The organism is Accumulibacter sp. (assembly GCF_029255285.1).
In the GTDB taxonomy this organism is placed as follows: domain Bacteria; phylum Pseudomonadota; class Gammaproteobacteria; order Burkholderiales; family Rhodocyclaceae; genus Accumulibacter.
In genome coordinates this window covers 1-25,216 of record NZ_JAPUVI010000027.1, presented here as the reverse complement: position 1 = coordinate 25,216, position 25,216 = coordinate 1, and the positions used below count along the sequence as shown (strand labels likewise).

General features: G+C 64.9%; 24 protein-coding genes and 2 pseudogenes. 12 read left to right on the top strand and 14 right to left on the bottom strand.

The window, feature by feature from the left end:
• Positions 1-132: 132 nt before the first annotated feature.
• Positions 133-624, top strand: a pseudogene (locus Q1M07_RS18705) (DUF4143 domain-containing protein); the annotation flags it as partial.
• Between the two features lie 161 nt (positions 625-785).
• On the opposite strand, the gene Q1M07_RS04195 reads toward Q1M07_RS18705, so the two are convergent.
• Genes Q1M07_RS04195 through Q1M07_RS04175 form a run of 5 tightly spaced genes read right to left on the bottom strand, consistent with a single transcriptional unit; the run spans position 786 to position 4,776 of the window.
• Entirely contained in the window at positions 786-1,046 is a 261-nt protein-coding gene (locus Q1M07_RS04195) for a YfhL family 4Fe-4S dicluster ferredoxin (RefSeq protein WP_300451141.1), read from the bottom strand.
• Between the two features lie 13 nt (positions 1,047-1,059).
• On the bottom strand, positions 1,060-1,557 hold the full coding sequence (gene coaD, locus Q1M07_RS04190; RefSeq protein ID WP_300451161.1) for a pantetheine-phosphate adenylyltransferase: 498 nt from the start codon (positions 1,555-1,557) through the stop codon (positions 1,060-1,062).
• Entirely contained in the window at positions 1,550-2,164 is a 615-nt protein-coding gene (gene rsmD / locus Q1M07_RS04185; protein WP_366983933.1) for a 16S rRNA (guanine(966)-N(2))-methyltransferase RsmD, read from the bottom strand. The genes coaD and rsmD overlap by 8 nt, the downstream gene beginning before the upstream one ends.
• On the bottom strand, positions 2,109-3,404 hold the full coding sequence (locus Q1M07_RS04180; protein ID WP_300451139.1) for a pitrilysin family protein: 1,296 nt from the start codon (positions 3,402-3,404) through the stop codon (positions 2,109-2,111). Before Q1M07_RS04180 ends, rsmD begins: the two co-directional genes overlap by 56 nt.
• A 10-nt stretch (positions 3,405-3,414) precedes the next feature.
• Positions 3,415-4,776, bottom strand: a complete 1,362-nt coding sequence (locus Q1M07_RS04175; RefSeq protein ID WP_300451155.1) for a pitrilysin family protein — start codon at positions 4,774-4,776, stop codon at positions 3,415-3,417.
• Between the two features lie 101 nt (positions 4,777-4,877).
• Between Q1M07_RS04175 and ftsY the strand changes: the two genes are divergently transcribed.
• The 3 genes from ftsY to ftsX are packed head-to-tail and all read left to right on the top strand — an operon-like array spanning position 4,878 to position 7,449.
• Complete coding sequence (ftsY, locus tag Q1M07_RS04170; RefSeq protein WP_300451137.1) at positions 4,878-5,867, top strand: signal recognition particle-docking protein FtsY; 990 nt, start codon at positions 4,878-4,880, stop codon at positions 5,865-5,867.
• Positions 5,864-6,553, top strand: coding sequence for an ATP-binding cassette domain-containing protein (locus tag Q1M07_RS04165; protein WP_300451135.1), 690 nt, complete (start codon positions 5,864-5,866; stop codon positions 6,551-6,553). The genes ftsY and Q1M07_RS04165 overlap by 4 nt, the downstream gene beginning before the upstream one ends.
• Positions 6,550-7,449 carry a permease-like cell division protein FtsX gene (gene ftsX / locus Q1M07_RS04160; RefSeq protein ID WP_300451133.1) on the top strand — a complete coding sequence of 300 codons (900 nt, stop codon included), beginning with the start codon at positions 6,550-6,552 and terminating at the stop codon, positions 7,447-7,449. Before Q1M07_RS04165 ends, ftsX begins: the two co-directional genes overlap by 4 nt.
• Before the next feature lie 56 nt (positions 7,450-7,505).
• Here the strand turns inward: ftsX and Q1M07_RS04155 are convergent, their stop codons facing one another.
• Positions 7,506-7,880, bottom strand: coding sequence for a diacylglycerol kinase (locus tag Q1M07_RS04155; protein WP_300451131.1), 375 nt, complete (start codon positions 7,878-7,880; stop codon positions 7,506-7,508).
• A 143-nt stretch (positions 7,881-8,023) separates the two neighbouring features.
• Here Q1M07_RS04155 and rpiA point away from each other — a divergent pair, with 143 nt between their 5' ends.
• The gene (rpiA, locus tag Q1M07_RS04150; protein WP_300451128.1) at positions 8,024-8,689 is read left to right on the top strand and encodes a ribose-5-phosphate isomerase RpiA; all 666 of its coding nucleotides are present in this window, start codon (positions 8,024-8,026) and stop codon (positions 8,687-8,689) included.
• A 24-nt stretch (positions 8,690-8,713) separates the two neighbouring features.
• Here rpiA and Q1M07_RS04145 read toward each other — a convergent pair whose 3' ends face one another.
• The 4 genes from Q1M07_RS04145 to Q1M07_RS04130 all read right to left on the bottom strand — a co-directional run bounded on the left by Q1M07_RS04145 (position 8,714) and on the right by Q1M07_RS04130 (position 12,803).
• On the bottom strand, positions 8,714-8,986 hold the full coding sequence (locus Q1M07_RS04145; protein WP_300451125.1) for an oxidative damage protection protein: 273 nt from the start codon (positions 8,984-8,986) through the stop codon (positions 8,714-8,716).
• 98 nt (positions 8,987-9,084) lie between these two features.
• Complete coding sequence (gene argA / locus Q1M07_RS04140; RefSeq protein ID WP_300451122.1) at positions 9,085-10,404, bottom strand: amino-acid N-acetyltransferase; 1,320 nt, start codon at positions 10,402-10,404, stop codon at positions 9,085-9,087.
• 1 nt (position 10,405) lies between these two features.
• Entirely contained in the window at positions 10,406-12,049 is a 1,644-nt protein-coding gene (gene pap / locus Q1M07_RS04135; protein ID WP_300451119.1) for a polyphosphate:AMP phosphotransferase, read from the bottom strand.
• Positions 12,042-12,803 carry a 16S rRNA (uracil(1498)-N(3))-methyltransferase gene (locus tag Q1M07_RS04130; protein WP_300451117.1) on the bottom strand — a complete coding sequence of 254 codons (762 nt, stop codon included), beginning with the start codon at positions 12,801-12,803 and terminating at the stop codon, positions 12,042-12,044. Before Q1M07_RS04130 ends, pap begins: the two co-directional genes overlap by 8 nt.
• 48 nt (positions 12,804-12,851) lie before the next feature.
• Between Q1M07_RS04130 and Q1M07_RS04125 the strand changes: the two genes are divergently transcribed.
• Complete coding sequence (locus Q1M07_RS04125) at positions 12,852-13,406, top strand: thioredoxin family protein (protein ID WP_300451153.1); 555 nt, start codon at positions 12,852-12,854, stop codon at positions 13,404-13,406.
• Between the two features lie 63 nt (positions 13,407-13,469).
• Entirely contained in the window at positions 13,470-14,279 is an 810-nt protein-coding gene (locus Q1M07_RS04120; protein WP_300451150.1) for an inositol monophosphatase family protein, read from the top strand.
• Positions 14,280-14,427: 148 nt separating this feature from the next.
• Here the strand turns inward: Q1M07_RS04120 and Q1M07_RS04115 are convergent.
• A pseudogene (locus tag Q1M07_RS04115) lies at positions 14,428-15,447 on the bottom strand (PLP-dependent cysteine synthase family protein); the annotation flags it as partial.
• Between the two features lie 108 nt (positions 15,448-15,555).
• On the opposite strand from Q1M07_RS04115, the gene apbC reads away from it, so the two are divergent.
• Positions 15,556-16,647, top strand: a complete 1,092-nt coding sequence (gene apbC / locus Q1M07_RS04110) for an iron-sulfur cluster carrier protein ApbC (protein ID WP_300451114.1) — start codon at positions 15,556-15,558, stop codon at positions 16,645-16,647.
• 6 nt (positions 16,648-16,653) lie between these two features.
• On the opposite strand, the gene Q1M07_RS04105 is transcribed toward apbC, so the two are convergent.
• A complete protein-coding gene (locus Q1M07_RS04105; RefSeq protein WP_300451147.1) occupies positions 16,654-17,190 on the bottom strand; it encodes a glutathione peroxidase in 537 nt (178 codons plus the stop codon).
• A gap of 390 nt (positions 17,191-17,580) precedes the next feature.
• Between Q1M07_RS04105 and Q1M07_RS04100 the strand changes: the two genes are divergently transcribed.
• From Q1M07_RS04100 to Q1M07_RS04085, 4 genes are all read left to right on the top strand, one after another.
• Entirely contained in the window at positions 17,581-18,756 is a 1,176-nt protein-coding gene (locus Q1M07_RS04100) for an ATP-binding protein (protein WP_300451111.1), read from the top strand.
• The gene (locus tag Q1M07_RS04095; RefSeq protein ID WP_300451108.1) at positions 18,753-21,641 is read left to right on the top strand and encodes an AAA family ATPase; all 2,889 of its coding nucleotides are present in this window, start codon (positions 18,753-18,755) and stop codon (positions 21,639-21,641) included. Before Q1M07_RS04100 ends, Q1M07_RS04095 begins: the two co-directional genes overlap by 4 nt.
• 25 nt (positions 21,642-21,666) lie before the next feature.
• Entirely contained in the window at positions 21,667-23,079 is a 1,413-nt protein-coding gene (xseA, locus tag Q1M07_RS04090) for an exodeoxyribonuclease VII large subunit (protein WP_300451105.1), read from the top strand.
• A gap of 92 nt (positions 23,080-23,171) precedes the next feature.
• Positions 23,172-23,759, top strand: a complete 588-nt coding sequence (locus tag Q1M07_RS04085) for a Fe-Mn family superoxide dismutase (protein WP_300451102.1) — start codon at positions 23,172-23,174, stop codon at positions 23,757-23,759.
• Between the two features lie 97 nt (positions 23,760-23,856).
• Here the strand turns inward: Q1M07_RS04085 and ssb are convergent, their stop codons facing one another.
• Positions 23,857-24,336, bottom strand: a complete 480-nt coding sequence (ssb, locus tag Q1M07_RS04080) for a single-stranded DNA-binding protein (RefSeq protein WP_300451099.1) — start codon at positions 24,334-24,336, stop codon at positions 23,857-23,859.
• Positions 24,337-24,385: 49 nt separating this feature from the next.
• A partial coding sequence (locus Q1M07_RS04075) for an MFS transporter (protein WP_300451097.1) occupies positions 24,386-25,216 on the bottom strand: 831 nt, incomplete at its 5' end.

Below are 25,216 nucleotides of genomic sequence, written 5' to 3'. Positions count from 1 at the left end.
GTCCTTGCTCGGAAACCCGTTGAGATCGGCCTCGGTCTTCTTCTGCCCGCCAATCTCGAAGTCGCCCGAGTACGCCACGATGGCCTTGTACGGGCTCTTGATCTGCGTGAGGTAGTCCGACACCCGAAATTTCGGGGGAAGCTCAGATCTACCTGGCCGATGCGGCCATTGCGCCGGCGGTGATGCTCAAGGGCAAGGCCATCCCGGAGAAGGCCGCGGCGCTGGGCGTGGCCACCGACACGGCGGTGTTCAAGCACCTGTTCGCCCGCTACTACGCGCAGAACGTGCGCTTTTCGTACTGGCGCGGCAGGCGCGACCACGAGCTTGATCTCGTCGCCGAAGTGGGCGGCGAGCTGATCCCCTTCGAGGTTGAAGTACCGCGCCCAGTACACCGGCACGCGCGAGCTCAAGGGCCTGATCGAGCTGTGCCAGGCCAAGCGCATCGCGCGCGGCTACGTCGTCACGAAGTCGCTGGACGACTTCGGGCCGATGCGAGGCTTGCCGGTCGTCGTACCGGAAACTTCGCCGGATGCGTCCGCCGTTGGCACGCAGATCATGCGCATACCCGCGCCCTTGCTCTGCTACTGGATGGGTGCCACCGAGATACCCACGGACAAAGAATGAGACTGACCCAACAACAACTCGAAGCCCACCTCTGGGGCGCCGCCAACATCCTGCAGAAAGTAATTCGGGCTAATTCGCGCCTACGTTCCAATGAGAACGGCGTAACTCAGTTCCCGCTTCCGGAAGCACGCCTGGAGCGATCAGCAGTCTCCGCCGCGGCTTCAACCGCGGCCCTTGTTGCCGGTCAGCTTCTCGTACTTGCGCCAGAGCTGATCTTCGCTTTCCTCGTGCGCCGGATCCTTGGGAATGCAGTCCACCGGACACACCTCGACGCATTGGGGCGTGTCGTAGTGACCGACGCATTCGGTGCATTTGTTGGGGTCGATCTCGTAGATTTCGGCCCCTTGGAAAATCGCTTCGTTCGGGCACTCGGGCTCGCAGACGTCGCAGTTGATGCATTCGTCGGTGATGATCAGAGACATGCTTGCTGTTCCTTCAGGTCGTTGAAATTTCCCGCACACGTTTGGCCAGCCGGCCGCAGATGGCCGGCTGAACGAATTTGCTGACGTCGCCACCGAGAATGGCGATCTCGCGTACCATCGTCGCCGAAATGAAAAGGTACTGCTCGGCCGGCGTCAGAAACACCGTTTCCACTTCCGGATATAGGTTCCTGTTCATTCCCGCCATCTGGAATTCGTAATCGAAATCGGAAACGGCACGCAGCCCCCGGATGATCACCTTGGCTTCCTTGGCGTGCAGGAAATCCATCAGCAGACCGTTGAAGCCGCAGATCTCGGCGTTCGGATAGGGCGCAAGAATTTCCGTTGCCATCTCCACCCGTTCGGCGAGCGAAAAAAACGGTCTTTTCGGTTGGCTCTCGGCAATCGCCACGATCACGCGGTCGAAGAGACAAGTCGCACGCCGAACGAGATCCTCATGACCCCTGGTCATCGGATCGAAGGTGCCTGCATAGATTGCTACCCGCTTATTCAGCGCCATCTGCTTCGCCTCGCCGCATCAAGTGATAGAAAACCCGGCCGGTGCGGCCCTGGCGCACCGTTTGCCAGGCCCCACAGCTTTCCAAAACCGTCTCCGCCTCGGCGTAGATCACGCCGTCCTCAACCAGAACGTCCGTCATCAAGGGCAGCAGACGGTCAATCCAGCCCTGGTGAAACGGCGGATCGAGGAACAGGACGTCGAAACGAAAGCCGACAGTACTAATGAATCTTACCGCATCCGAGCGCACAATCTCCACGCGCTTCCCGGCTCCCAGCCGGCTGGCGTTGTCCGCCAGCGCCGCCACCACTTTCGGCGACCGGTCGACCAGTACCACCCGCGTCGCACCGCGGGATGCCGCTTCGAAACCCAGGGCACCGCTCCCGGCAAAGAGGTCCAGACAGGACAGGCCGCTGAGGTCTTGTCCGAGCCAGTTGAAAAGAGTTTCGCGCACACTGTCGGGCGTTGGCCGCAGACCCGGTGCGTCGGGAAAGCGCAGGACGCCTCGCCGCCATTCGCCACCGATGATTCGTAGCGAGTTCAGAAGCCTATTCCCCGGCGACGACGACGGTGACCAAATGCTCGGGACGAACGTGTCGCGCAAAGGCCGCCCGGATGTCGGCCAGCGTCACCTGTTCGATGCTTTCCGGGTAGCGGTCGAGGTAGTCGAGCGGCAGGCCGTAAAATCCGATCATCGAAACATTGTCGAGAAGCTTGCGATTGCTGTCCAGACGTAACGGAAAACTGCCGATCAGATTCTGTTTCGCCGCCTGCATCTCGCTCTCGCTCGGCCCCTGAGCCAGGAAGTTGGCCAGGATTTCGCGCGTCACCTGCAGCGCATCGTTGGCCTGCGCCTTCTTGGTTTGCATGCCAATCTGGAATGGCCCCAGTTGGGCGAGCGGCTGAAAATAACTGTTGACGCTATAGGCCAGACCGCGCTTCTCGCGCACTTCCTTCATCAAGCGCGACACGAAGCCACCACCGCCCAGCGCATAGTTGCCGACGACCAGCGGAAAGAAATCGGGATCGCCACGTTTCAGCGCCGGCAGCCCGAGCAGCAGGTGCGCCTGCGCCGCCGGGTGGGCAATCCGCTGCTCGCCGGCAGGTGGCAATTCGGGTACGGCAAGACCAACCAGCGGTACGCCAGGCGCGAGTCCGCCGGTCAGATCCTCAGCCACCGCCTGCGCATCGGTGCGCGACAGATCGCCGATGATCGTTACCGTCGCCGACGCCGCGGTGTAGTTGGCGGCATGGAAAGCCAGCACATCGGTGCGCGTCAGCGCCCTGACCGACTCGGGCGTCGCGTGTCGGCCATAAGCATGCGCCGGGTACATCGCCGACCAAAAGGCCCGGCTGGCAATCGTGTCGGGCCGCGTCAACGCCTCTTTGATCGCCGCCACCGAGCGTGCCTGCTCGCGGGCGAAGACAGGGGCCGGAAACTGCGGGCTACGCAGGATGACGCGCAGCAGGTCGACCGCCGGACCGCGTTTGTCGCCCATCGACAGCGTACGCAGCGAAATCGACGCGCGGTCCATGTCCACCCCACCCGACAGCTTGGCGCCCAGATCCGCCATCCGACTGGCGATCTCCGTTTCGTCCATGCCGGCCGCGCCGAGGTCGAGCAGCGCGCGCGTCAACTGGGCGACGCCGGCCTTGCCAGGCGCTTCCTGCGCCGTCCCGGCGGCGAAATCGACTTGCACGTCGAGGATGGGCAGAGAATGGTTCTCGACGAAGAACACTCGCGCCCCGGACTGCGCCTGCCAGGACTCGATCTTTGGGCCGCCGTGAGACAAGGGCGCCACGAGGACCAGACAAAGGTAGACGAGCAGCTTGAAAGGATTCATTGACCAACTCTCAGTGACGTGGGGCGAACGACGAACGTGCACGCGGCGTGGACGGCAAAGGCTGCGGCTCGAGTTCGGCAACCGTCAAGTTCTCGTCACGAAAGTACTTGCTGGCCACTGCCTGAACCTGCTCGGCGGTGACAGCCTGCAGCTTCTCGATGACACGCTGGCTCTGCGTGTGTGGAATTCCCACCGACTCGAACTGGCCGATTTCCATGGCCTGGGCAAACATCGAATCGAGCTTGTAGATCTGACTGGCGATCAGTTGCGCCTTGGCGCGCGCCAGTTCGTCCGCTGCCACACCCTGACGCTGGACGTCGGCCAACTCGGCACGCAAACCGGCCTCGAGTTCGGCCCGCGTCTTCCCCTCGCTCGGCGAACCGTAGAGGTAGAACGTCCCCGGGCCACGCGTCGTCGAATCGTAACTCGCCGTCACCTCGACGGCCAGGCGCTGCTGGCGAACCAAGTGTTTCGAGAAGCGCGCCGCTTCGTGCCCGTCGAGCACGGCCGACAGCATTTCCAGCGCGTAGGGATCGACGTCCCGCTCGACATCGCGAATCACCGGCACCTTGTAGGCCATCATCACTACCGGCAGTTCCGCCGGCGCCTTGACCGCCAAACGGCGCATGCCAGTCTGTGGCGGCTCGTCCTGTGGCTTCCGGGCTGGCAGGGGACGTGCCGGGAGTGTCCCGTAGTGCTGTTCGGCGAGTTCGAAAACGGCATTGTGGTCGACGTCGCCGACCACCACGACATAGGCATTGTTCGGCACGTACCAGCTTTCGTACCAGGCGCGCGCGTCCTTGACCGTCATGTTCTCGAGATCACTCATCCAGCCGATGATGGGTACGCGGTAGGGATGCGCCTGGTAGGCCGTCGCCGTCAGTTGCTCGAAAAGGAGGGATTGCGGCTGATCGTCGGTGCGCAAACGGCGCTCCTCCATCACCACCCTGATTTCCTGGGCGAATTCCTCCGGGTCGAGGGTCAGGTGGCGCATGCGATCCGCTTCGAGCTGCATCATTTCGGACAGCTTGTGCTTCGGCACCTGTTGGAAATACGCCGTGTAGTCGCGGCTGGTGAAGGCGTTGTCGCGCCCACCAGCCGCGGCGACGCGGCGGCTGAACTCGCCCGGCCCGGCGGATGGCGTTCCCTTGAACATCATGTGCTCGAGAACGTGCGCCACGCCGGTGGTGCCGCTCTTCTCGTCCATGCTGCCGGCCCGATACCAGACCATGTGTGCCACCGTCGGCGCACGTCGGTCCTCCTTGACGATGACCCGCAGGCCATTCGCCAACGGCCGCTCGTAGGGGTTGGCCAGCGCCGTCGCCGGAACGGCCAGCGCCAGCAACAAGGGAATCAGTCTCAGGCAAAGCATGGGCATGAATCGCTTCTGATAGAATCTGCGGTTGTCGGGCAATTGCGCCGGCATCTTACCACTGCCTGCCCGCCCAAGCGCCTTTGAGACACGTAAGCACCATGTTTGGTTTCCTCAAGAAATCCCCTGCGCCGACTTCCGCCGCCGAACAGCCAAGCGCCGAAAACAGCGAAGCTTCGGCGGCGGCTTCGTGGCGGCAACGGCTCAAGTCGGGCCTGGCGCGTACCCGGGCGCAGTTCGGCGGCAAGCTGAAATCGCTCTTTTCGCGCGGCAAGGTCGACGACGAACTGCTCGAAGAGCTCGAAGCCCTGCTGCTGACCAGCGACGTTGGCCTGGACGCCACCCAGCACCTGCTCTACCAGTTGAAGATGCGCGCCAAGCGCGACAAGCTCGACACCCCGGAAGCCATTCAGCGGGCGCTCTCGGACGCCTTGTACGAGCTTCTGCGGCCGCTCGAGGAAGCGCTCGACCTGTCCGGGCCGCGGCCTTTCATCATCATGATTGCCGGCGTCAACGGCGCCGGCAAGACGACCTCGATCGGCAAGCTGGCCAAGCACTTTCAGGCGCGCGGGCTATCGGTCCTGCTGGCAGCGGGTGACACTTTCCGCGCGGCGGCACGCGAGCAACTGCAGACCTGGGGCGAGCGCAACAGCGTGACGGTCATTGCGCAGCAGTCGGGCGACCCGGCGGCGGTGATTTTCGACGCCATCACCGCCGCCCGGGCGCGCGGCATCGACGTCGTGCTGGCCGATACCGCCGGCCGGCTGCCGACCCAACTGCACCTGATGGACGAAATCGCCAAAGTACGACGCGTCATCCAGAAAGCCGATCCCAGCGCTCCGCACGAGACTTTGCTGGTCCTCGACGCCACCTTCGGCCAGAACACTGTGCAGCAGGTGATGGCCTTCGACAAGGCGATCCAGGTCAGCGGTCTGGTATTGACGAAGCTCGACGGCACGGCCAAAGGCGGCGTCGTCGCGGCGATTGCTCGCCAGTGCCCCAAACCCGTACGCTTTATCGGTGTCGGCGAAGGCATCGACGACCTGCGGCCTTTCGATGCCCGCGATTTCGTAGACGCGCTGTTCGAGTGATTGCGGCCAACGACGTCACCAAGCGCTACCCGGAAGGCCGTGAAGCGCTCAGGAATGTAAGCTTCGAGATTACCGCCGGCGAAATGGTTTTCCTGACCGGCCACTCCGGCGCCGGAAAATCGACCCTCTTCAAGCTGCTGGCGGCGATCGAACGGCCAACCTCGGGCAGCGTCGTGATCAACGGACAGAACTTGGCGGCGCTGCGCCGCAACGCCGTCCCTTACTTGCGACGCAAGCTCGGACTGATTTTCCAGGACCGCAAGCTGTTGTTCGATCGCAACGTGCTCGACAATGTTCTGCTGCCGCTGGCCATCGTCGGCCACCCGGCGAAGGAAGCGCTGCGCCGCGCGCAGGCGGCGCTCGCCAAGGTCGGCCTACCGAATCGCGAAAAGACCTTTCCCATCGCCCTGTCCGGCGGCGAGCAGCAGCGCTTGGCGATCGCCCGCGCGGTGGTCAATCGGCCGGCGATCATTCTCGCCGACGAACCCACCGCCAATCTGGACGCCGCGTCGGCGCAGGAGATCCTCGAGATCTTCCGCGCTTTCCAGCAGGTCGGTGTCACCGTCCTGATCGTCACCCACGACCCGCTGTGCCTGCCTGGTACGCGGCCGCGCATCCTCCGCCTGGACCACGGCCAGATGAGCGAAGGACAAGCGATGCCGAGCGCCGCGGTGGCCTTGCCATGACTTCCTGGCTGGCCCAGCACCTCGCCGCGCTGCGCGACGCCTGTCGCCGTTTGGCCGCGGCCCCGCTGAACACCCTGCTCTCGCTACTCGTCGTCGGTGTGGCGCTGACCCTGCCGACCGCTGGCTGGCTGGCGCTTGAAAATCTGAGGCAACTGACCGGTGACACGCCAGGCGTGCAGCAGGTCAGCCTTTTCCTGACCCTGGACGCCAGCAAGCGCGATGTCGGCGAGATCGAGTCGAGGCTGAAGGAGGCGCGCCTCGGGAGTTGGCGTTACGTTCCCCGCGAGGAAGCGCTCAAGCGCCTGCAAGCCTCGGAAGGAATGGCAGAGATCGTTGCCAGCTTGCCGAGAAACCCGCTGCCGGACGCCTTCGTCGTTACCCCCGACGACACGCGGCCGGAATCGCTTGAGCATCTGGCGAAAGTCTTTACCGCTTGGCCAAAGGTCGCTCACGTCCAGCTCGATTCGGCCTGGGTCAAGCGCTTCGACGCCCTGCTCCGCCTCGGCAAACTGGTCGTCCTGCTGCTCGCCGTCCTGTTCGCCGGTGCCCTGGTGACCATCGCCTTCAATACCATTCGCCTGCAGATCCTCGCCCAGGCGGCAGAAATCGAGGTTGCCCGGCTGATCGGGGCGACCGACGCCTACATCCAGCGCCCTCTGCATTACTTCGGCATGCTGCAGGGCGCACTCGGTGGGCTGTGTGCCGCCCTGTTGGTCAGCGCCGGTTTCGGGTTGCTGGTCGCGCCGGTGACCGAACTGACGCAACTCTACGGCGCCAGTTTCACTCTGCGCAGCCTGTCGCCGGTCGACGTCCTGAGCCTGGCCGCGATCGGCGGCGCCCTTGGCTGGCTGGGGGCCAGGGTCTCGGTGCAGATACATCTGCGCCGCCTGACCTGAACGACAAGACCCGAAAGGCTGTACTCACCCCGCAGGCGGCGCGCCGAGTCCGTCGCCTAGCCAACCAGCAGGCAGGTCCATACGGCCAGCACGTTGAGCAAGGCCAGGAGGACGGCCGCACTACCGATATCCTTGGCCCGCTCGGCGAGCGGGTGGCGGTCCAGCGAAACGCGGTCGACGGCGGCCTCGATGGCCGAGTTGAGCAACTCGACAACCAGTACCAGCAGCACGCTGCCGATCATCAGCGCCCGCCCGACCCGGTCGGGTGACAGCCAAAACGCGAGTGGAATGAGCAGCGCGGCGAGCAGCACTTCCTGGCGAAACGCGTCTTCCCCGCGATAGGCGGCGCGCAGGCCGGCCAGCGAATAATGGTAGGCCTTCCATACGCGGCGCAGGCCAGTCTGCCCCTTGAAAGGGTTTTCATCGATCACCTGCTTCTCCTTGCCGTCGTTCGAGCCTGGCAAGTATAACGAGTTGCTTCGCCATCACGGCCGCACGGCCTGGTCGCCGCTGGCTGGGCGTGATCGCGCCACCTGACTACAATGGCGGAATTCATCGACGACGGAGAACGGCAATGACCCAGGACGAACTCAAAAAGGCGGCGGCGGCGGCGGCCATCGCGCAGGTCAGCGAGGGAAGCGTCGTCGGCGTCGGAACGGGCTCGACGGCCAATCATTTCATCGATCAGTTGGCTACCATCAAGCATCGGATCGCCGGTGCCGTGGCAAGCTCCGAGGCGACGAAGCGACGACTCGAAGGCCATGGCATCACGGTCTTCGACCTCAACCAAGTGGACGAACTGCCGGTCTATGTCGACGGAGCCGACGAAATCAATCCGGCGCTGCAGATGATCAAGGGCGGCGGTGGCGCCTTGACGCGCGAAAAAATCGTCGCGGCGGTCGCCCGCAAGCTCGTCTGCATCGCCGACGCGTCGAAACGCGTTCCGGTACTCGGCGGCTTCCCGTTGCCGATCGAAGTCATCCCGATGGCGCTCGGCCATGTCGGACGCGAACTGGCCAGGCTCGGCGGAACACCGGTCTTACGCGCCGGCTTCGTGACCGACAACGGCAACCTGATCGTCGACGTCGGCGGCTTGGTGATCGTCGATCCGGTCGAGCTTGAAACCCGCCTCAACCAGATCGTCGGCGTCGTCACCTGCGGCCTGTTCGCCCGCCGCCCGGCGGATGTCTGTCTGCTCGCTACGGCGGCTGGCGTGCAGACCTTGAGCGCCGGCGGCTGACCAGCGGCCGGCGGGCGCCGCCGCTCAGGCTGCCGGCGGAACGTAGCCCTGCACCCGGTCGGCGCCACTACCGAAGAAATGCCTCTCCATCTGCTCGGACAAATACTTGCGATGCGTCGCATCGGCCAGGTTGAGGCGATTCTCGTTGATGATCATGGTTTGCATGCGCACCCATTGCTGCCAGGCTTCCTTCGATACCGCGTCGAAAATCCGCTTGCCGAGTTCGCCCGGGTAGGGCGGAAAGTCAAGTCCTTCGGCTTCCCGACCCAGCTTGACACAGTTGACCATTCTTGCCATGCATCGACTCCTGAAATGATTCGCGGCGACGCCGCGCGGCAGATTTCCGACCTTTCCAGTCGCTCACACCGGCGCCGCAGCCGCGAGGAAACTACAGATTACAGATCCTTGATCAGCACGCTGGAACGACGCTGCAAGTTGTAGACCAAACGCTTCTCCGACGGCAGCTCGTCGACGTGACGCGCGCTGAAGCCGCGCTCCTTGAACCAGTGTGAAGTCACCGTCGTCAGAACGAACAGGCGCTTGACGCCGGACGCCCGGGCCCTGGCCTCGATGCGCTTCATCAGCAGGGCGCCGTAACCCCAGCGCCGGTAGTGCGAATGTACGGCCAGACAAGCCAGCTCGGCCTGCTCCTCGCCATACGGGTAAAGCGCCGCACAGCCGACGATCAGCCCGTCGTGCTCGACCACCGAGAAACGCGTGATTTCGCGCTCGAGCAACTCGCGCGAGCGGCGGACCAGCGTGCCGTCTTCTTCCAGCGGTTCGATCAGCGCCACCAGTCCGCCGATGTCATCGGGTCGGGCGTCGCGCAACTGCTCCAGCGATTCACGGGTGATCACCGTACCGACGCCGTCGCGCGTGAATAGTTCGCGCAGCAACGTTCCATCCTCGTCGTAACCGATCAGGTGCACGCGACCGACGCCGGCACGGCTGGCTCGTGTCGCACAGGGCAGATAGCGCTTCAGATCGGTCGACAGCCAGTCGCCCAGGCTGATCAGGCGCTCGGCAGCTTCGACCGTCAGCTCGTCGAGCAGCGCGCCGTCGATGTCGGTCGCTCCCTGGCTGTCGGTAAGAAAAATCAGCTTGTCGGCGAGCAGTGCCGTGGCGACTGCTTCGGCCACCTCCTCCATCGCCAGGTTGAAAATCTCGCCGGTCGGGCTCGACCCGATGCATGACAGTAGGACAATGTTGCCGAGGCCCAACTGCGCACGGATGCCTTCGCCGTCGATCTTGCGCACCTGCCCCGAGTATTGCAGGTCCACTCCGTCGACCACGCCGACCGGTTTGGCGGTGATGAAGTTGCCGCCAACGACGCGTATCGTGCTGTTGGCCATCGGCGTGTCGGCGAGGCCCTGCGACAGCAGGGCCTCGATCTCGACGTAAATGCCGCCCACCGCGTCGATGACACAAGCGAGCGCCTTGGCATCGGTCACCCGATAGTTGCCGTGATAGACCGACTGCAGTCCGCGTTCGCGCAACAGTTCCTCGATCTGCGGCCGTGCGCCATGCACCAGCACCAGGCGCACGCCGAGCGCGGCGAGCAAATTGACGTCGTACGCCAGCGTACGCGCCAACTGGCCCGCAATCGCCTTGCCGCCGAAAGCGATCAGGAAGGTCTTGCCACGAAACAGATTGACGTAGGACGCAACCGACCGGAACCAAGCGATGAAGTGGGCGGAACTGAAGTCTTCGGACATGTCACGCCGTCGGCCTGGCCTTCTCTTTCGTCTTGCCGGCCTTCGCCTTGTCGTTTCGCGGTTCCTTGGTTTCCTTGGTTTCCTCGACCTTGACTTCGTCGACCGGCGTCTCGGTCGTCGACTTGCCAGCCTTCGGTGCGATCGGCACAGGCACTTTCAGTGGGTCGATCTTGAGTTCCCTTTCGACACGTTCACAGATCGTCCGCAAGACCTTGATCCGGGCAAACAGCTTGTCGTTCGCCTCGACCAGCGTCCACGGTGCGGTACCGGAACTGGTGCGGTCTATCATGTCGCACACCGCCTCGTGGTAGGCACCGGCTTTCTCGCGGTTGCGCCAGTCCTCCTCGGTAATCTTGAAACGCTTGTGCTCGATCTTGGCACGCTCGTCGAAGCGCCTGAGTTGCTCCTCGTCGCTGATCTGCAGCCAGAACTTGATGACGATACCACCGGCGCGCCAGAGGTCGTGCTCGAAATCGTTGATCTCGGAGTAGGCACGCAACCAGTCGGCGTCGCTGCAGAAACCCTCGACCCGCTCGACGAGAACACGGCCGTACCAGGTACGGTCGAAAATCACTACCCGGCCGAGGCGCGGCATGTGCCGCCAGAAGCGCCAGAGGTAGGGTTGCGCCCGTTCCTCCTCGGTCGGCGCGGCAATCGGAATGAGCTGATACTGGCGCGCATCCATCGCCGACGTGACGCGCCGGATGGCGCCGCCTTTGCCGGCCGCGTCGGAGCCCTCGAAAGCAAGGATCAATGCCCGCTTGCGGAACTCGGGATGACGCATCAGTTCGGCCAGACGGCCCTGCCAGGTCGCCAGTTCCGCCTCATAGGTCTTCTTGAGAAGGCTTTGTGTCATGTCGAGCGAACTCAGCACGTCGAGGCGGTCGATGCGCGGCGACGCCGCCGGCGCCACCGGCGAGTTCTGCTCCCGCTTGTCGGCCAGGCGCTTCTGCAAGGAATCAAGGATGGTCTTGCCAATCGTCAGGTGGCGATAGCGGTCGTCGGTTCCTTCGACGATGATCCACGGCGCCCACGGCGTGTTCGACGTGCGCAACAGGTGACCGGCGACTTCCTGCAGCTTGTCGTACGTTTTCAGACGATCCCAACTCGCCTTGGTGACCCGCCAGCGGGTCAGCGGATTGGCTTCGATCGCCTTCAGCCGCTCGCGCTGCGCATCTTTGGAGAGGTGGATCCAGAACTTGAGCACCAGCGCACCTTCGTTGACCAGCATCGCCTCGAAGCGATTGAGCTGATCCATGCGCTGGTCGAAATCGGAGCGCGACAGATCGTTGGTGATCCGTTCAGCAATCGGTTGCGAGTACCACGAACCGGCGAAAATGCCAATCCGCCCCTTCGGCGGCAGTGCCCGCCAGTAGCGCCACATCGACGGCCGTGCGCGCTCCTCGGCGGTCGGTGCGTAGAAGGCGTGGGTTGACATGAAACGCGGGTCCATCCACTCGTAGAGGACGTTGATCGTCTCTCCCTTACCCGACCCATCGACGCCGCTGATCAGGATGATCACCGGAAACGAACCGTTTTCGCGCAACTGCTCCTGCGCTTCGAGCAGCGCAGCGCGCAGCTTCGGCTCTTCCGCCTTGAACGTCTCCTTGTCGATCTTGTGTCCCAGCTCTGCCGATTCAAACATCAGTAGTACCCTCCTTCAAGTCACCCCACAAAAACTGGATTGCCGCCAGGGCAGCCAGGCCAGCCGTCTCGGTTCGCAGGATGCGCGGACCGAGCCGTACAGACAGAAAACCGGCCAGCACCGCCAACCGGGCTTCGTCGGGCGCCAGACCGCCTTCGGCGCCGACCAGGAGTTCGATACTACCGCCCGCCGGCGGCCCCGACAGCCGTGCCAGCGAGCCGCTTGCGGCCGGTGCCAGCATCAGGCGCAAGGCACCCGGCGGCGGTGGTCGCTGCAACCAATGTTCCAGGCTTTCCGGCATCGCGACTTCCGGCAAGCGGTTGCGTCCGCACTGTTCGCAGGCGGCGGCGGCGACGCGCCGCCAGTGCTCGACCCGGCGCGGGGCACGCTGGTCGGCGAGACGCAGTACGCTACGTCGCGAAATCACCGGCAGTAGCCGATCGACGCCGAGTTCGACCGCTTTCTGTACCGTCATGTCCATTTTGTCGCCGGTCTGCAGCGCCTGCACGAGCGTGACCGACAACGGCGATTCGCGCTCGATGTCCCGCCACTGCTCGACCTCGACGCTGACCCGCAAGCGCTCGATGCCGGCAATCCTGGCCAAAAACTCACCGCCGGCGCCCGTGAACAAGGTCAACGTGTCGCCCTGCCGCAGGCGCAGAACCCGGACCGCATGCTGTGCCACCGTTGCCGGCAGATCGACGCGGGCGCCGACCGCCAGCGGCATCGCGCAATGGAAACGGGGTACAGTCACCGTGGTATTATAAGAGCTTACCCGTTCGATGTGTTTGGAGGCCGACCGATCATGGCCACGAGTAGTCCCGTTTGCAATTTCGGCTGGCCGGCCGTCGACTTCGAGCTGGAAGACACCCAGGGTGCGCGCCACTCGCTGGCGACGCTGCGCGGCCCGCAGGGACTGCTGCTGATGTTCATCTGCAACCACTGTCCCTACGTCAAGGCGATCATCGACCGCCTGTGCCGTGACGCGCGTCAGGTTCAGGCGCTGGGTTTCGGCGTCGCGGCCATCATGAGCAACGATCCCGCCGACTACCCCGAGGACTCCTTTGCCAACATGCAGCGCATCGCACGCCAGCTCGACTTTCCTTTCCCCTATCTGTACGACGCGACGCAGGATGTGGCGCGTGCCTACGGGGCGGTCTGCACGCCCGACTTCTTCGCTTTCAACCGCCGGCTCGAACTGCAGTACCGCGGCCGGCTCGATGCCAGCGGGCGCCTGCCGGCCGCGCCCGAGGTGCGGCGCGAACTGGTCGAAGCAATGCAACTCATTGCCGAAACCGGTCGTGGACCGACCGACCAGACCGCCAGCATCGGCTGCTCGATCAAGTGGCGCGCCTGAGCGATCATGGGCGAGGCAGACCACGGAAACACGCCGGCCAGCACGGACGGCGAACTGAAACGCATGCTCGACGCCACCGTCGCGCTGGTACGCGAAGTGGCGCAGCGCGAGATCATGCCGCGTTTCCTGCGCGTCAGCCACGGCCAGCGGAAAGACGACGGCTCGCTGTGTTCGGAAGCCGATCTCGCGGCGCAGCGTTTTCTCCTCGAACGTCTGACCGGGATTCACCCCTCGCCGATCATCGGTGAGGAAATGACCGAGGCCGCCCAGCAGACGCTGTGGAACGATGGCAGCGACGACGAGCGTGGGTTGTGGTGTATCGACCCGATCGACGGGACGACCAATTTCATCAACGGCCTGCCCGTCTTCGCGGTTTCCATCGCCTGGCTGCTAGGCCGGCAGACACGGCTGGCGGTGACTTACAACCCGATCACCGACGAAATGTTCTACGCTCGCGAAGGCCATGGCGCCTACGTCAATGGCCGCCGCCTGCCGCTGCGCCAGGTGACGGCGGACATCGGCCGTGCCGTCGGCGGCGTCGATTTCAAGCGCATCCCGAAGCCTCTGGCCGACCAGATCGCCGTCCGCCCGCCTTTTTACTCGCAGCGCAACTTCGGCAGCTCGACGCTCGACTGGTGCAACCTGGCCGCCGGCCGGCTCGACCTCTACCTGCACGGCGGTCAGATGCTGTGGGACTACGCCGCCGGCAACCTCATCCTGCGCGAAGCCGGCGGCCGCATGTGCACTTTGGCGCAGGACGACTACGACGCCGACGACGTCTGGCGCCGTCCGGTGATCGCCGCCTTGCACCCGGCCGTCTTCGTCGCCTGGCGGGACTGGGTGCGCCGGCATACCCGGCCGCCGGGAGATTGAGAACCGGGCGGCCACTGCGGCCGCCGGTTTCCTAGCCCATCAACTCGCCGGCCAGTTGCCAGGTGGTCGCCAACTCATTCGCCACTTCACCCGCCGCCAGCATCGACGTCAGCGCGGCACGCTCGCGCCGGCAACTCAAGCCGCTGCGCGCCAGCCAGTCGTCGCAATAGTAACTGTGGCCGTAGCGCTGGCCGGAATCGCAAAGCAGTGTGACGACCGACCCCTCTTCGCCGCGGGTACGCATCCGAGCCATGCAGGCCAGCGCGGCGATCAGGTTGGTGCCGGTCGAGGGGCCGACGCTGCGGCCCAGACGGGCTGAAAGTTCGTACATCGCCGCCACCGACCAGACGTCGGGCACCTTGACCATGGCGTCGATCACGTCGGGCAGGAAAGACGCTTCGACGCGCGGCCGGCCGATGCCTTCGATGCGCGACGCGTCGCGCCGGCAAAGGTCCGGCACGCGGCTCAGGTAGTAGTCGAAGAAGACCGACCGTTCGGCGTCCGCGGCGCAGACGCGGGTCGGTGTTGCGCAGTAACGCACGTAACGTCCGAGCGTCGCGACCGTGCCGCCGGTGCCGGCGCTGGAAACCAGCCAACTCGGGACGGGATGCCGCTCGAGCCTCATCTGCAGGAAAATCGACTCGGCGATGTTGTTGTTCGAACGCCAGTCGGTTGCCCGTTCGGCAAAGGTAAACTGATCGAGGTAGTGTCCCCCGAGTTCGTCGGCCAAGCGCTGCGATTCGCTGTAAAGGCCCATCGGATCGTCGACCAGATGGCAGCGGCCGCCCTGGAACTCGATCGCCGCGATCTTCTCGGGCGACGTCGCGGCCGGCATGACGGCCAGGAACGGCAGCCCGATCAGGCGGGCAAAGTAGGCTTCGGAGATGGCGGTCGAACCGCTCGACGCTTCGACGACCGTGCCGCCCTCGCGCAGCCAGCCGTTGCACAAGGCATAGAGAAATAGCGAACGGGCCAGCCGGTGCTTCAGGCTGCCGGTCGGGTGGCTGGACTCGTCCTTCAGATAGAGGTCGATTCCCGGGAAGCCCGGTAGCGGCAGCGGAATCAGATGTGTGTCGCTGGAGCGCTGGAAATCGGCGTCGATGCGGCGGATGGCGCCGAGCACCCAGCTGCGGTCGGCGGATCGGCTGGGAACGACGGTCGTATTCATGCCGTGAGCTTAGCAGACGATGGACCGCCGTCAAGGCGCCGACCGCTGCCGCTCGCTGCGCCAAACTGTAGTAAAATGCTCGGGTATCCATCCGAGGAGTGGCAACAAATGGCCGTAACGATTGAAGCCGTGCACGCGGCGCTGCGCGAACTGATCGATCCGAACACGCAAAAGGATTTCCTGTCGACGCGCTCGGCGAAGAATATCCGTCTCGACGGTGGCAAAGTCGGGCTCGACATCGAGCTTGGCTATCCGGCGAAGACCCAACTCGACGTGATCCGGCGTGCCGTGGTCGAAAAGCTGCAAGCGATTCCCGGCGTCGCTCAGGTCGACGCCAAGATCACCGTGAATATCGTCGCCCACACCGTGCAGCGGGGGCTGAAGCCGCTGCCCGGAGTCAAGAACATCATCGCCGTTGCTTCCGGCAAAGGCGGCGTCGGCAAGAGCACGACGGCGGTTAACCTGGCGCTGGCGCTGGTCCAGGAAGGTGCCGTCGTCGGCCTGCTCGACGCCGACATCTACGGCCCTTCGCAGCCGCAGATGCTCGGTCTGGTCGGCCGCAAGCCGGAATCGCAGGACGGCGTGTCGATGGATCCGCTGCTCGCGCACGGCCTGCAGGCGATGTCGATCGGCTTCATGATCGACATCGATTCGCCGATGGTCTGGCGCGGGCCGATGGTGACGCAGGCGCTCGAACAGTTGCTCAAGCAGACCCGCTGGCAGGACGTCGACTACCTGCTGGTCGACATGCCGCCCGGCACCGGCGACACGCAACTCACTCTGGCGCAGAAAGTGCCGGTAACCGGTGCGGTGATCGTCACCACGCCACAGGACATCGCCCTGATCGACGCCCGCAAGGGGCTGAAGATGTTCGAGAAGGTCGGCATCCCAATCCTCGGCCTGGTGGAAAACATGAGCCTCCACGTCTGCTCGCAATGCGGCCATGAGGAACACATCTTCGGCAGCGGCGGCGGCGAACAGATGTGCCGCGACTACGGCACCGAGTTACTTGGCGCCCTGCCGCTCGAACTTTCGATCCGCCAACTGACCGATTCGGGCCAACCCACCGTCGTCGGTGCGCCGGATTCGCGCGCCGCCGAAATCTACCGCAACATCGCCCGCCGTCTCGCCGTCAAGGTTGCCGAACGCGCGCGCGACATGAGCGCCAAGTTTCCCAACATCGTCGTCCAGAACACCTGAGCTTCGCTAACGGCCCAGGAACTCCTCGATCTTGTCGAGCAGCGCCGGGTCGTCGGGCTTGACGCGGCTGCCGAAGCTGAGCACCTGCTGGCCGCGGCGATCGATCAGGTATTTGTGGAAGTTCCACTTCGGTTCGCTGCCCGTCGCCTTGGCAAGCTGCGCGTAGAGCGGATTGGCTTGGCGGCCGACGACCGTCGTCTTGGCGAACATCGGGAACTGCACACCGTAGGTCAGCCGACAGAAATCGGCGATCTCGCGGTTGCTGCCCGGCTCCTGGTCGCCGAAATCGTTGGCCGGAAAACCGACCACGACGAGGCCGCGGCCCTTGAGACGCGAGTACAACTTTTCGAGTCCGTCGTACTGCGCCGTGAAGCCGCAGTAGCTCGCCGTGTTCACCACCAGCAGCACCTTGCCCTGCCACTGGCACAGCGATTGTGGCTTCGCGTCGAGCAGCGACGGGAAGCTGTGGTCGAGCAGCGGCGGGCAGGCATCGGCCGCCCACGCCGGCAGCGCGGCGCACAGCAGGCCGCCCGCGAGCAGCAGTGCCGGCAACGAAAGCGGTCGCCCGGCAAAGCCGACCGGCGCCTGCCCGGCATGGCGCGGCAGATCGATGTCTGGGTTCACCCTTGTCTCCTCGCAAAGCTTGGCCGGCGACCAGTATCGGGACCGCCGGCGAGCGTGTCAATTCCCAGCGGCCGCCAAGGCGGCACGAGCTTGGCGGAGCAATGGAACGCCTGCGAAGCGCGTCTCGCCGATGCCCCGCCGCATTCGGCTCGCTTGCAGGAGGTAGGCCAGCGGGAATTTTCGTTCGGATCAAATCGCGACAATCGCATACGATATTTCAGATATCTTTTTCAGCAGATAATTGTGTTGCAATTCTGAAGTTGATATGTTAAAAAGCAGATATCTTGTTCTTCGTATAGGAGTGAAGTCATGGTTCTCGCGCTTCACTATGGCAATGCCGTCGCCGGCGATCAACGTTTCGACCGGCCCAAGCTGCAGGAAAAGCTGTTGCGCACTCTGGCCAGCAGCGGCGGCGTCAAGATGTTCGGTTTGCGCCGCATCGGCAAATCGACCCTGCGGCGTTACGTCATAGAGCAAATGGAACAGGCCAGGAAACCCGTGGCGTTTTTCGATGCCCAGGGGCTGCAATCGATCCAGGAATTGCTCGGCGACCTGTTCGGCGCGCTGCCCAGGGAGTCGGACCTGAAAACCCGCGCTCTCGGCTTCATCGCCAAGGACAGCCCGATCCGCAACGCGCTGGAGGCTTTGGCAAGCGGCACCAAGACCGGCGAAGCTCTCGTGTCGGCCTATTGGCGGGAGGCCTACAACGGCATCCGCAAGGCCTTGAGCGCCAGCCCGGCGCCACCGCTGCTGGTCATCGACGAATTTTCGCTGTTCTTGAAGAACATGCTGGAACGAAACCCGGAAGGGCGAGGCGAAATCGACCAACTGCTCGCCGCCATGCGCGAATGGCGCGCTGCCGGGATGAAGATGCTGCTCACCGGCTCGATCGGCGTCACCGCCCTGTCGCGCCACTATAAGCTCACCGCGGACCATCTCAATGACTTGCAGCCCTTCGAGGTACCCGAACTTAGCGACGACGAAGCTCGCGAGTTCATCCGCGAGGCGACGGAAAAGCCGTCGCAAGGCCGCTGGACAGACGAGCACACGGGAAAATTCATCGAGGAATGCGGCGTTCTCTATCCGAGTTTTGTGGTCAAGGGTCTCCTGGAGATCGGCGTCCAGTCGCCCCCGCCACCAGGAGACTTCGCCGGGATTTTTGCCCACTACGTGCGCCCGGTCCTGCACGACGATTTCTATAACCAGTTCAACAAGCGATTCAAGTTCTACGGCGAGATCGACAAGGATGGTCAGAGAAAGCTGGTGGTTCCGGTCCTGAAACGGATCATGGAGGCGGCGGACGGAACCCCGCTGGACGACCTCGAACTGCCCGACGGCTACTCCCGCATCGATCTCGCCGAGTTTCTGGATATGCTGGTCGAAGACGGTTTCATCCACTTCAGCGAAGATGCCGACGCCAACCGGATCTGGGTACCCGCCTCGCGTCTGGCCAAACTGTGGTGGAAGCGGTCGCGGCTGACATGACGGACTCGCCGACTCCGCCGCTCGTTCAGACTTTCATGACCCATCGGATGAGCGACGAGGCCATCCTGATGCTCGCCACGGGTCGCGAGAAGGAAACGGAACGGGTGATGGACGCCGTTCAGCGCAGCCTCGCCGCGGCGCCCGGCGCCTTGCAGCACGTCCTGATTTACGGCCCGCGCGGCTTCGGCAAGTCCTTCGTGGCTCGTCTGGTGCAGATCGAGACCGCGCAGCTCGCCGCCGCGCAGGGCATGCCGATCCCCTTCGTGCTCTTGCCGGAGGAGCAGCACAACCTGACGCGCAATCCGCACGCGCTGCCGGCCTATATCGCCCATCGGATCGCCGACCTGCGCACCGGCGAGGATCAAAGCTGGTCGGGAGCCATGTTCCAGTGGCCCGATCCCGCGCAAGAGGCCCGGCAATGGGCGCAAGCGGTCGAGCAACTCGACGGCGAGCTCGATCGCTTCCTGCCGACGGGCCAGGGCATGGCCATCGTCGTGATCGAGAATTTCGACTATCTGCTGGCCAGCGTCTTCAAGGACGAGGCCGCCGAACAGCGCCTGCGCCAGTGGCTGGATCGGCGGAGCAACCGGCTCATGCTGATCGCCACCGCGACCGGCTCGGTCGACATGGACTACGAGCGTCCCCTGTTCCAGGCTTTTCAGTCGATCCGCCTGGAACCCTGGTCGCCCGACACCTGCATCGTCTACTTCAACCGCTACCTCAACCGTGGCCGCAAGGCGGAGGAGGCGGTGCCGCTCGACGCGGCGGCGGAGGCCAAGGCGCGCGCCGTGGCCGACTTCATCGGCGGCAACCCACGGCTGGCGCAACTCCTGGCCGACGTGCTGGAGACGCAGGATGCGCTGTCGGTGGCCGGCACCATGAACGCTCTGGCCGACAAGCTGGCCGACTATTACCGGCGCCGCATCGACGACTTGCCCAGTCTGGCCCAGGGTTTGCTCGACGCGCTCGTCCGGGGCGGCGAGCCGGCGTCGCAGACCGAGTTGGCCCATCGCGTCAACGCTGGGGGGCAATCCGACATCGCCCGGGTGATGCAGGGCTTGCAACGCGCCGACATCATTCGCGGCTTGCCCGCGCTGGACGGCCGCGAAACGCTGTACCGCGTCACCGACCGAGTGTTCGTGCATTTTTACCGCCTGCGCCAGGGCCACCAGCTCGCGCTGAAAACGCCGCTCGCCACCATCCTCGACTTCCTGCGCGCCTTCTACTCGCGCGCGGAACAGAAGGAGCAGGCCATGCAACACCTGAGCGCCGGCCGGCCCGCCGAAGCGCGGATCTTCGCCGATCTGGCGCGCGAGGGCGGGGCGCCGAGCGCTGGGTTCAATGCCTACTTGCTGGGCTTCGGCTCACTCCTGCAAAGGCTCGCTCGCGGCTGCGACGAAGCGCTTCCGGTGCCGATCGAGCAGATTCTGCACGATCTGGACGAGCGTCCGGAAGACATCGCCAACCGAATCGACCGCTGGAAGCCGGAAACCCCCATCGCCCGGGCGGCCGGCGCGATCATCGCGGCGCAGGCGCTCACGCGCCTCGGGCTGGCGGCGCAAGCAGACGAGCGGCTGACCCAAGAGATCGTGGCAAACGCCGATTCGGCGGCACAGTTTTTACTTCACTTCGAACGGGGTATTCTGTTGTTCAACGTAGCCCGCGACAGGACCAGCGCGATCCGCTGCTGGGCCACGGCCGGAGCCGCCATTCCGACCGAACTGCCCGAATCCTTGCGAGCATCGGCGCTCCGCTCGCGTGCTTGGGCGCTCGGCGCGTTGGGGCGGCACGAGGAAGCCCTCGGGACGGCGCGCGAGGCCGCCGATCTGGCGGCCCAGGCGGGGGATGTCCGCGAACAAGCCGAAGCTCGGCGAGATGCCGCCTTTTCGCTCGGCGAGTTGGGGCGGCACGAGGAAGCCATCGGGACGGCGCGCGAGGCCGCCGATCTGGCGGCCCAGGCGGGGGATGTCCGCGAACAAGCCGTAGCTCAGCGACTGGCCGCCTTTTCGCTCGGCGCGTTGGGGCGGCACGAGGAAGCCATCGGGACGGCGCGCGAGGCCGCCGATCTGGCGGCCCAGGCGGGGGATGTCCGCGAACAAGCCGAAGCTCGGCGACATGCCGCCTTTTCGCTCGGCGCGTTGGGGCGGCACGAGGAGGCCTTGTCCGACGCGCTGCAATCGTTCGCGCTGGCACAGTCGGTATCGGATGGCCAGCGTACGCTGTACGCGGCAATCGTAGCGATCGACGCGGCCGCGCACGTCTCCTCGCCCGAAGCCATCCAGGTTTTTGCAAGCTGGGTGAAAAGGGCCGAAAAATCGCCGCAGGACGACGAGAAGTGGCCCGACTGGAGGCTTTGGCTCGAAGAACTGTTTGCGGCCGCGACCCGTGCGCGTGCCTGGGAGGTGCTGGATGAATTGCTTGACGATTATTCGGACCGCCTGCCGCTTTTCCCCTCTTTCGGCGGCTCCGCCGTCGGTGCGGCCATCGCGCGGGCGGTGGCGGCGGAAGGTCGGGCCGCCGGCTTCGAAGCCGCGCGCGGCATATTGCCGCGCGTGCTTCGCCTGTCTGCCTCGCCCGGAGCCGATGGCGTGTCGGGGGCCGCCCTTTCCGGGATCATCGCCGCGTTTGCCCGAGATTGCCGGGACGCGGGCCTGATTCGCGACATCGCGGGATTGCTGACCCCGGAACTGGGCGCCGAAGCGCCCAAGCAAGCGTCCCTGTTGCTCACGCTGGCGCAAGTGGACGAAGCCAAGAACCCGCAAGCGCTACTGGCGCGTATGGACCCGGACATCGCGCTCTGGGTGCGGCGCCTGCGCGACCTGCCGGAACCGAGCGCCGCGCCGCGCCGCCGCGCCGAGAGGCCGGCCGCGCGCCGGAGACCCTAGGCTGCCGGTCCTGTAGAATCGACGCATGTCAGATACGCCATTCGCCGGCAACGGTCGGCCGGACCTGCCGCCGGTGATCACCGTTTCGCTGCTCAACCGGCTTGCCCGCCAGCAGCTCGAAGCGGCCTTTCCGCTCTGCTGGGTGGCCGGCGAGGTGTCCAACCTCAGCCGTGCCGCGTCGGGTCACGTCTACTTTTCTCTCAAAGACGCTGCCGCCCAGGTGCGCTGCGTGATGTTCCGCAACCGGACGCAACTGCTCGGCTGGCGACTGGAGAATGGACAGCGTATCGAAGCGCGCGTCCTGGTCACGCTGTACGAGGCGCGCGGTGACTTCCAGCTCACCGTCGAAGCGGCACGCCGCGCCGGCGTCGGCAACCTCTACGAACAGTTCCTTCGCCTGAAGGAAAAGCTCGAGCGCGAAGGGCTGTTCGCCAGCGCCGCGAAAAGGCTCTTGCCGGTCTTTCCGCGCCGCATCGGCGTCGTCACCTCGCTGCAGGCGGCCGCCCTGCGCGACGTGCTGAGCACGCTGGCGCGCCGCGCGCCGCATGTCGCCGTCGTCCTTTACCCGACGCCGGTACAGGGCGAAGGGGCAGCGGCGCAGATCGCCGAGAGTATTCGTCTGGCCGGCCAGCGCGGCGACTGCGAACTGCTGATCGTCTGCCGCGGCGGCGGCAGCATGGAGGATCTCTGGGCGTTCAACGAAGAGGTCGTGGCGCGCGCCATACGCGCCTGCCCGCTGCCGGTAATCAGCGGCATCGGCCACGAAACCGACTTCACGATCGCCGACTTCGCCGCCGACCAGCGCGCACCGACGCCGACCGCGGCGGCCGAACTGGCGGCTCCCGAGCGAGCCCAACTGCTGACTCGCCTGGCGGCGCGACAACAGGCTCTGCAGCGCCTGCTCGAACGGCAGATCGAGCAGCGCGGGCAGCAGCTCGACTGGCTGGGTCGCCGACTGCAGCATCCGGCGCAATACCTCGAGCGACAGCGCGATACGCTACGCAAGCTGCAAGGCCGCCTCGACGCCGGCCTGCTGCAGGCCAGCGTGCGCGCCGGCCGCGCGCTGGCGGCGCTGCGCCATCGCCTGCTGCTCGGCCGCCCGGCGACGGAGCGCCACGCCAGCCAGCTCGCCGGGCTGGCGGCCCGCCTGCGCGCCGCCTGGCGGCAAGCCGCCTTGGCCAGAGCGGCGGATGTCGCCCGCCTGACCGCCGGCCTGGCGCATCTCGATCCGTCCTCGGTGCTGGCGCGCGGCTATTGCCTCGTCGCCGACGAGCACGGACGCCTCGTGCGCGACAGCCGTGCGCTGGAACCAAGCCGGCGGATCGCTGTCTTCTTCGAGCACGGTCGCGCCGACGCTGCCGTGCTGGCAGTCTTCGACGACCATCGTCACCTGCCGCTCGCCGTGGCGGCGATTGCCAGTCAGGGCAGCGGCGACTAGAATCCCGCCGTCCTTGCGAAACGAAGACGCTCTCCCACGGCGCAGACTCGCGGACCGCTATCGCCTCATCACGACCTTCACGGAGAACACGAATGGAACATCAGCTACCTCAACTGCCCTTTGCCATGGACGCCTTGGCGCCGCACATGTCGCGCGAGACGCTCGAATACCACTATGGCAAGCACCATCAGGCCTATGTGACCAACCTCAACAACCTGATCAAGGGCACCGAATACGAGGCGATGGACCTCGAGGCGATCGTCCGCCAGGCGCCGCCGGGAGGGGTCTATAACAACTCGGCGCAGGTCTGGAACCATACCTTCTTCTGGAACTGCCTGGCACCGAACGGCGGTGGCGCACCCGGCGGCGCGCTGGCGGCGGCGATCGACGCCAAGTGGGGATCGTTCGCCGAGTTTGCCAAGTCCTTCCAGGCGTCGGCCGTCGGCAACTTCGGGTCGGCCTGGACCTGGCTGGTGAAGAAGGCCGACGGATCGGTAGACATCGTCAATATGGGCGCCGCCGGAACGCCTCTGACCACTGGCGACAAAGCCCTGCTGTGCATCGACGTGTGGGAGCACGCCTATTACGTCGACTATCGCAATCTGCGCCCGAAATACGTCGAAACCTTCCTCGCCCACCTCGCCAACTGGCGCTTCGCCGAGCAGAACTTCGCCGGCTAGGCTCGCCCTCCAGGAATCGCCCGGGCGAGAGACAAAAAACCCAGGCAGCGTGTCGCTGGCCTGGGTTTTTTTCGCTGCCGGCACGCGCCGCCAGGCGTCAGAACGGAATGTCGTCGTCCATGTCCTCGAAACTCGGCGTCTTCTTGGCCGGAGCCGAACGGGCAGCACCCGTAGCGCTGGCCGCCGGCGACGGCATGCTGCCACCGTATTCGCTTTCGCCACCGGCCGGCGAACCCATTCCTTCACGGCTGCCGAGCATTTTCATTTCGCTGCCGATGATTTCGGTCGTGTAGCGCTCGTTGCCGTCCTTGTCCTGCCACTTGTTGGTCCGGATACGCCCTTCGACATAGATCTGGCGACCCTTCTTGAGGTACTGGCCGGCCGTCTCGGCGAGCTTGCCGAAGAAGACGATGCGGTGCCACTCGGTGCTTTCCTTGTATTCGCCCGACACCTTGTCGCGAATACGGTCGGTGGTCGCCATCCTGATGTTGCAGACGGCGTCGCCACTCGGCAGGTAGCGGATTTCGGGATCGGCGCCCAGGTTACCGACGAGAATCACTTTGTTGACCGAAGCCATGTTGCCTCCCTGAAGGATTGCGAGAAGAGATAGGCCCGATTATAGGGGCTTAGTGTGCGGCTTGGCGGGCGCGCAACGGCGGCATCGACATCGTCAGCCCGAGCACCAGCCAGACCAGCGTCAGCAGCGCACCGCCCAGCCAGACAGCACCGGGACCGGCAAACTTGGCGAGCACACCGCCGCAAACGCCGCCGAGAAACAGACCCAGCGCCTGCGTCGTGTTGTAGACGCCGAGCGCCGCGCCCTTGGCGTGTGGCGGGGCCAGCCGTGAAATCAGCGACGGCTGTGTCGCCTCGAGAATGTTGAAAGCGACAAAAAACAGCATCAGCCAGCCGGCAATCCCGTAGAGACCGGCAGAAAGGGCGCCGAAACCGACTTGCACGACCAGCAGCAGAACGATCGCACCGTTGAAGACCAGCTTCAGGCGCGCGTGGCGCTCGGCGAGAACGATCGCTGGCACCATGACGACGAAGGACAACAGCAGGGCAGGCAGGTAGACCTTCCAATGCTCGGCAACCGGCAGCCCGCCGGTGCTGACCAGTTCGGCCGGCAGCAGCACCCACATCGCGGTCAGCATCAGGTGCAGGGCGAAGACGCCAAAGTTCAGACGCAGCAACTGGCGATGTGACAGCACCTGAACGAAACTCTGCCAGCTCGGCTGGCGCGGCACGGCCGGAGCGGCGGGAACGACCCGCAGAACGACGAAAATGGCCAGCACGGCCAGCACGCCGGTCAGCGCAAAAATGCCGGGCATGCCGATGCCGACGTAGAGCAGCGGCGCGCCGACCATCGAGACGGCGAACACCAGGCCGATCGACGAACCGATCATCGCCATCACCTTGGTCAGATGCTGTTCGCGCGTGAGATCGGCGGCGAGCGC

Excerpts from the sequence above, each read along its gene's own strand:
- ftsX (WP_300451133.1), top strand. The coding sequence starts at position 6,550 with ATGACTTCCTGGCTGGCCCAGCACCTCGCCGCGCTGCGCGACGCCTGT.
- Q1M07_RS04100 (WP_300451111.1), top strand. The coding sequence starts at position 17,581 with ATGGTTCTCGCGCTTCACTATGGCAATGCCGTCGCCGGCGATCAACGT.
- apbC (WP_300451114.1), top strand. The coding sequence starts at position 15,556 with ATGGCCGTAACGATTGAAGCCGTGCACGCGGCGCTGCGCGAACTGATC.
- Q1M07_RS04085 (WP_300451102.1), top strand. The coding sequence starts at position 23,172 with ATGGAACATCAGCTACCTCAACTGCCCTTTGCCATGGACGCCTTGGCG.
- Q1M07_RS04195 (WP_300451141.1), bottom strand. The coding sequence starts at position 1,046 with ATGTCTCTGATCATCACCGACGAATGCATCAACTGCGACGTCTGCGAG.
- rpiA (WP_300451128.1), top strand. The coding sequence starts at position 8,024 with ATGACCCAGGACGAACTCAAAAAGGCGGCGGCGGCGGCGGCCATCGCG.
- Q1M07_RS04180 (WP_300451139.1), bottom strand. The coding sequence starts at position 3,404 with ATGAATCCTTTCAAGCTGCTCGTCTACCTTTGTCTGGTCCTCGTGGCG.
- Q1M07_RS04145 (WP_300451125.1), bottom strand. The coding sequence starts at position 8,986 with ATGGCAAGAATGGTCAACTGTGTCAAGCTGGGTCGGGAAGCCGAAGGA.
- pap (WP_300451119.1), bottom strand. The coding sequence starts at position 12,049 with ATGTTTGAATCGGCAGAGCTGGGACACAAGATCGACAAGGAGACGTTC.
- Q1M07_RS04120 (WP_300451150.1), top strand. The coding sequence starts at position 13,470 with ATGCTCGACGCCACCGTCGCGCTGGTACGCGAAGTGGCGCAGCGCGAG.
- Q1M07_RS04175 (WP_300451155.1), bottom strand. The coding sequence starts at position 4,776 with ATGCTTTGCCTGAGACTGATTCCCTTGTTGCTGGCGCTGGCCGTTCCG.
- ssb (WP_300451099.1), bottom strand. The coding sequence starts at position 24,336 with ATGGCTTCGGTCAACAAAGTGATTCTCGTCGGTAACCTGGGCGCCGAT.
- Q1M07_RS04095 (WP_300451108.1), top strand. The coding sequence starts at position 18,753 with ATGACGGACTCGCCGACTCCGCCGCTCGTTCAGACTTTCATGACCCAT.
- xseA (WP_300451105.1), top strand. The coding sequence starts at position 21,667 with ATGTCAGATACGCCATTCGCCGGCAACGGTCGGCCGGACCTGCCGCCG.
- argA (WP_300451122.1), bottom strand. The coding sequence starts at position 10,404 with ATGTCCGAAGACTTCAGTTCCGCCCACTTCATCGCTTGGTTCCGGTCG.
- ftsY (WP_300451137.1), top strand. The coding sequence starts at position 4,878 with ATGTTTGGTTTCCTCAAGAAATCCCCTGCGCCGACTTCCGCCGCCGAA.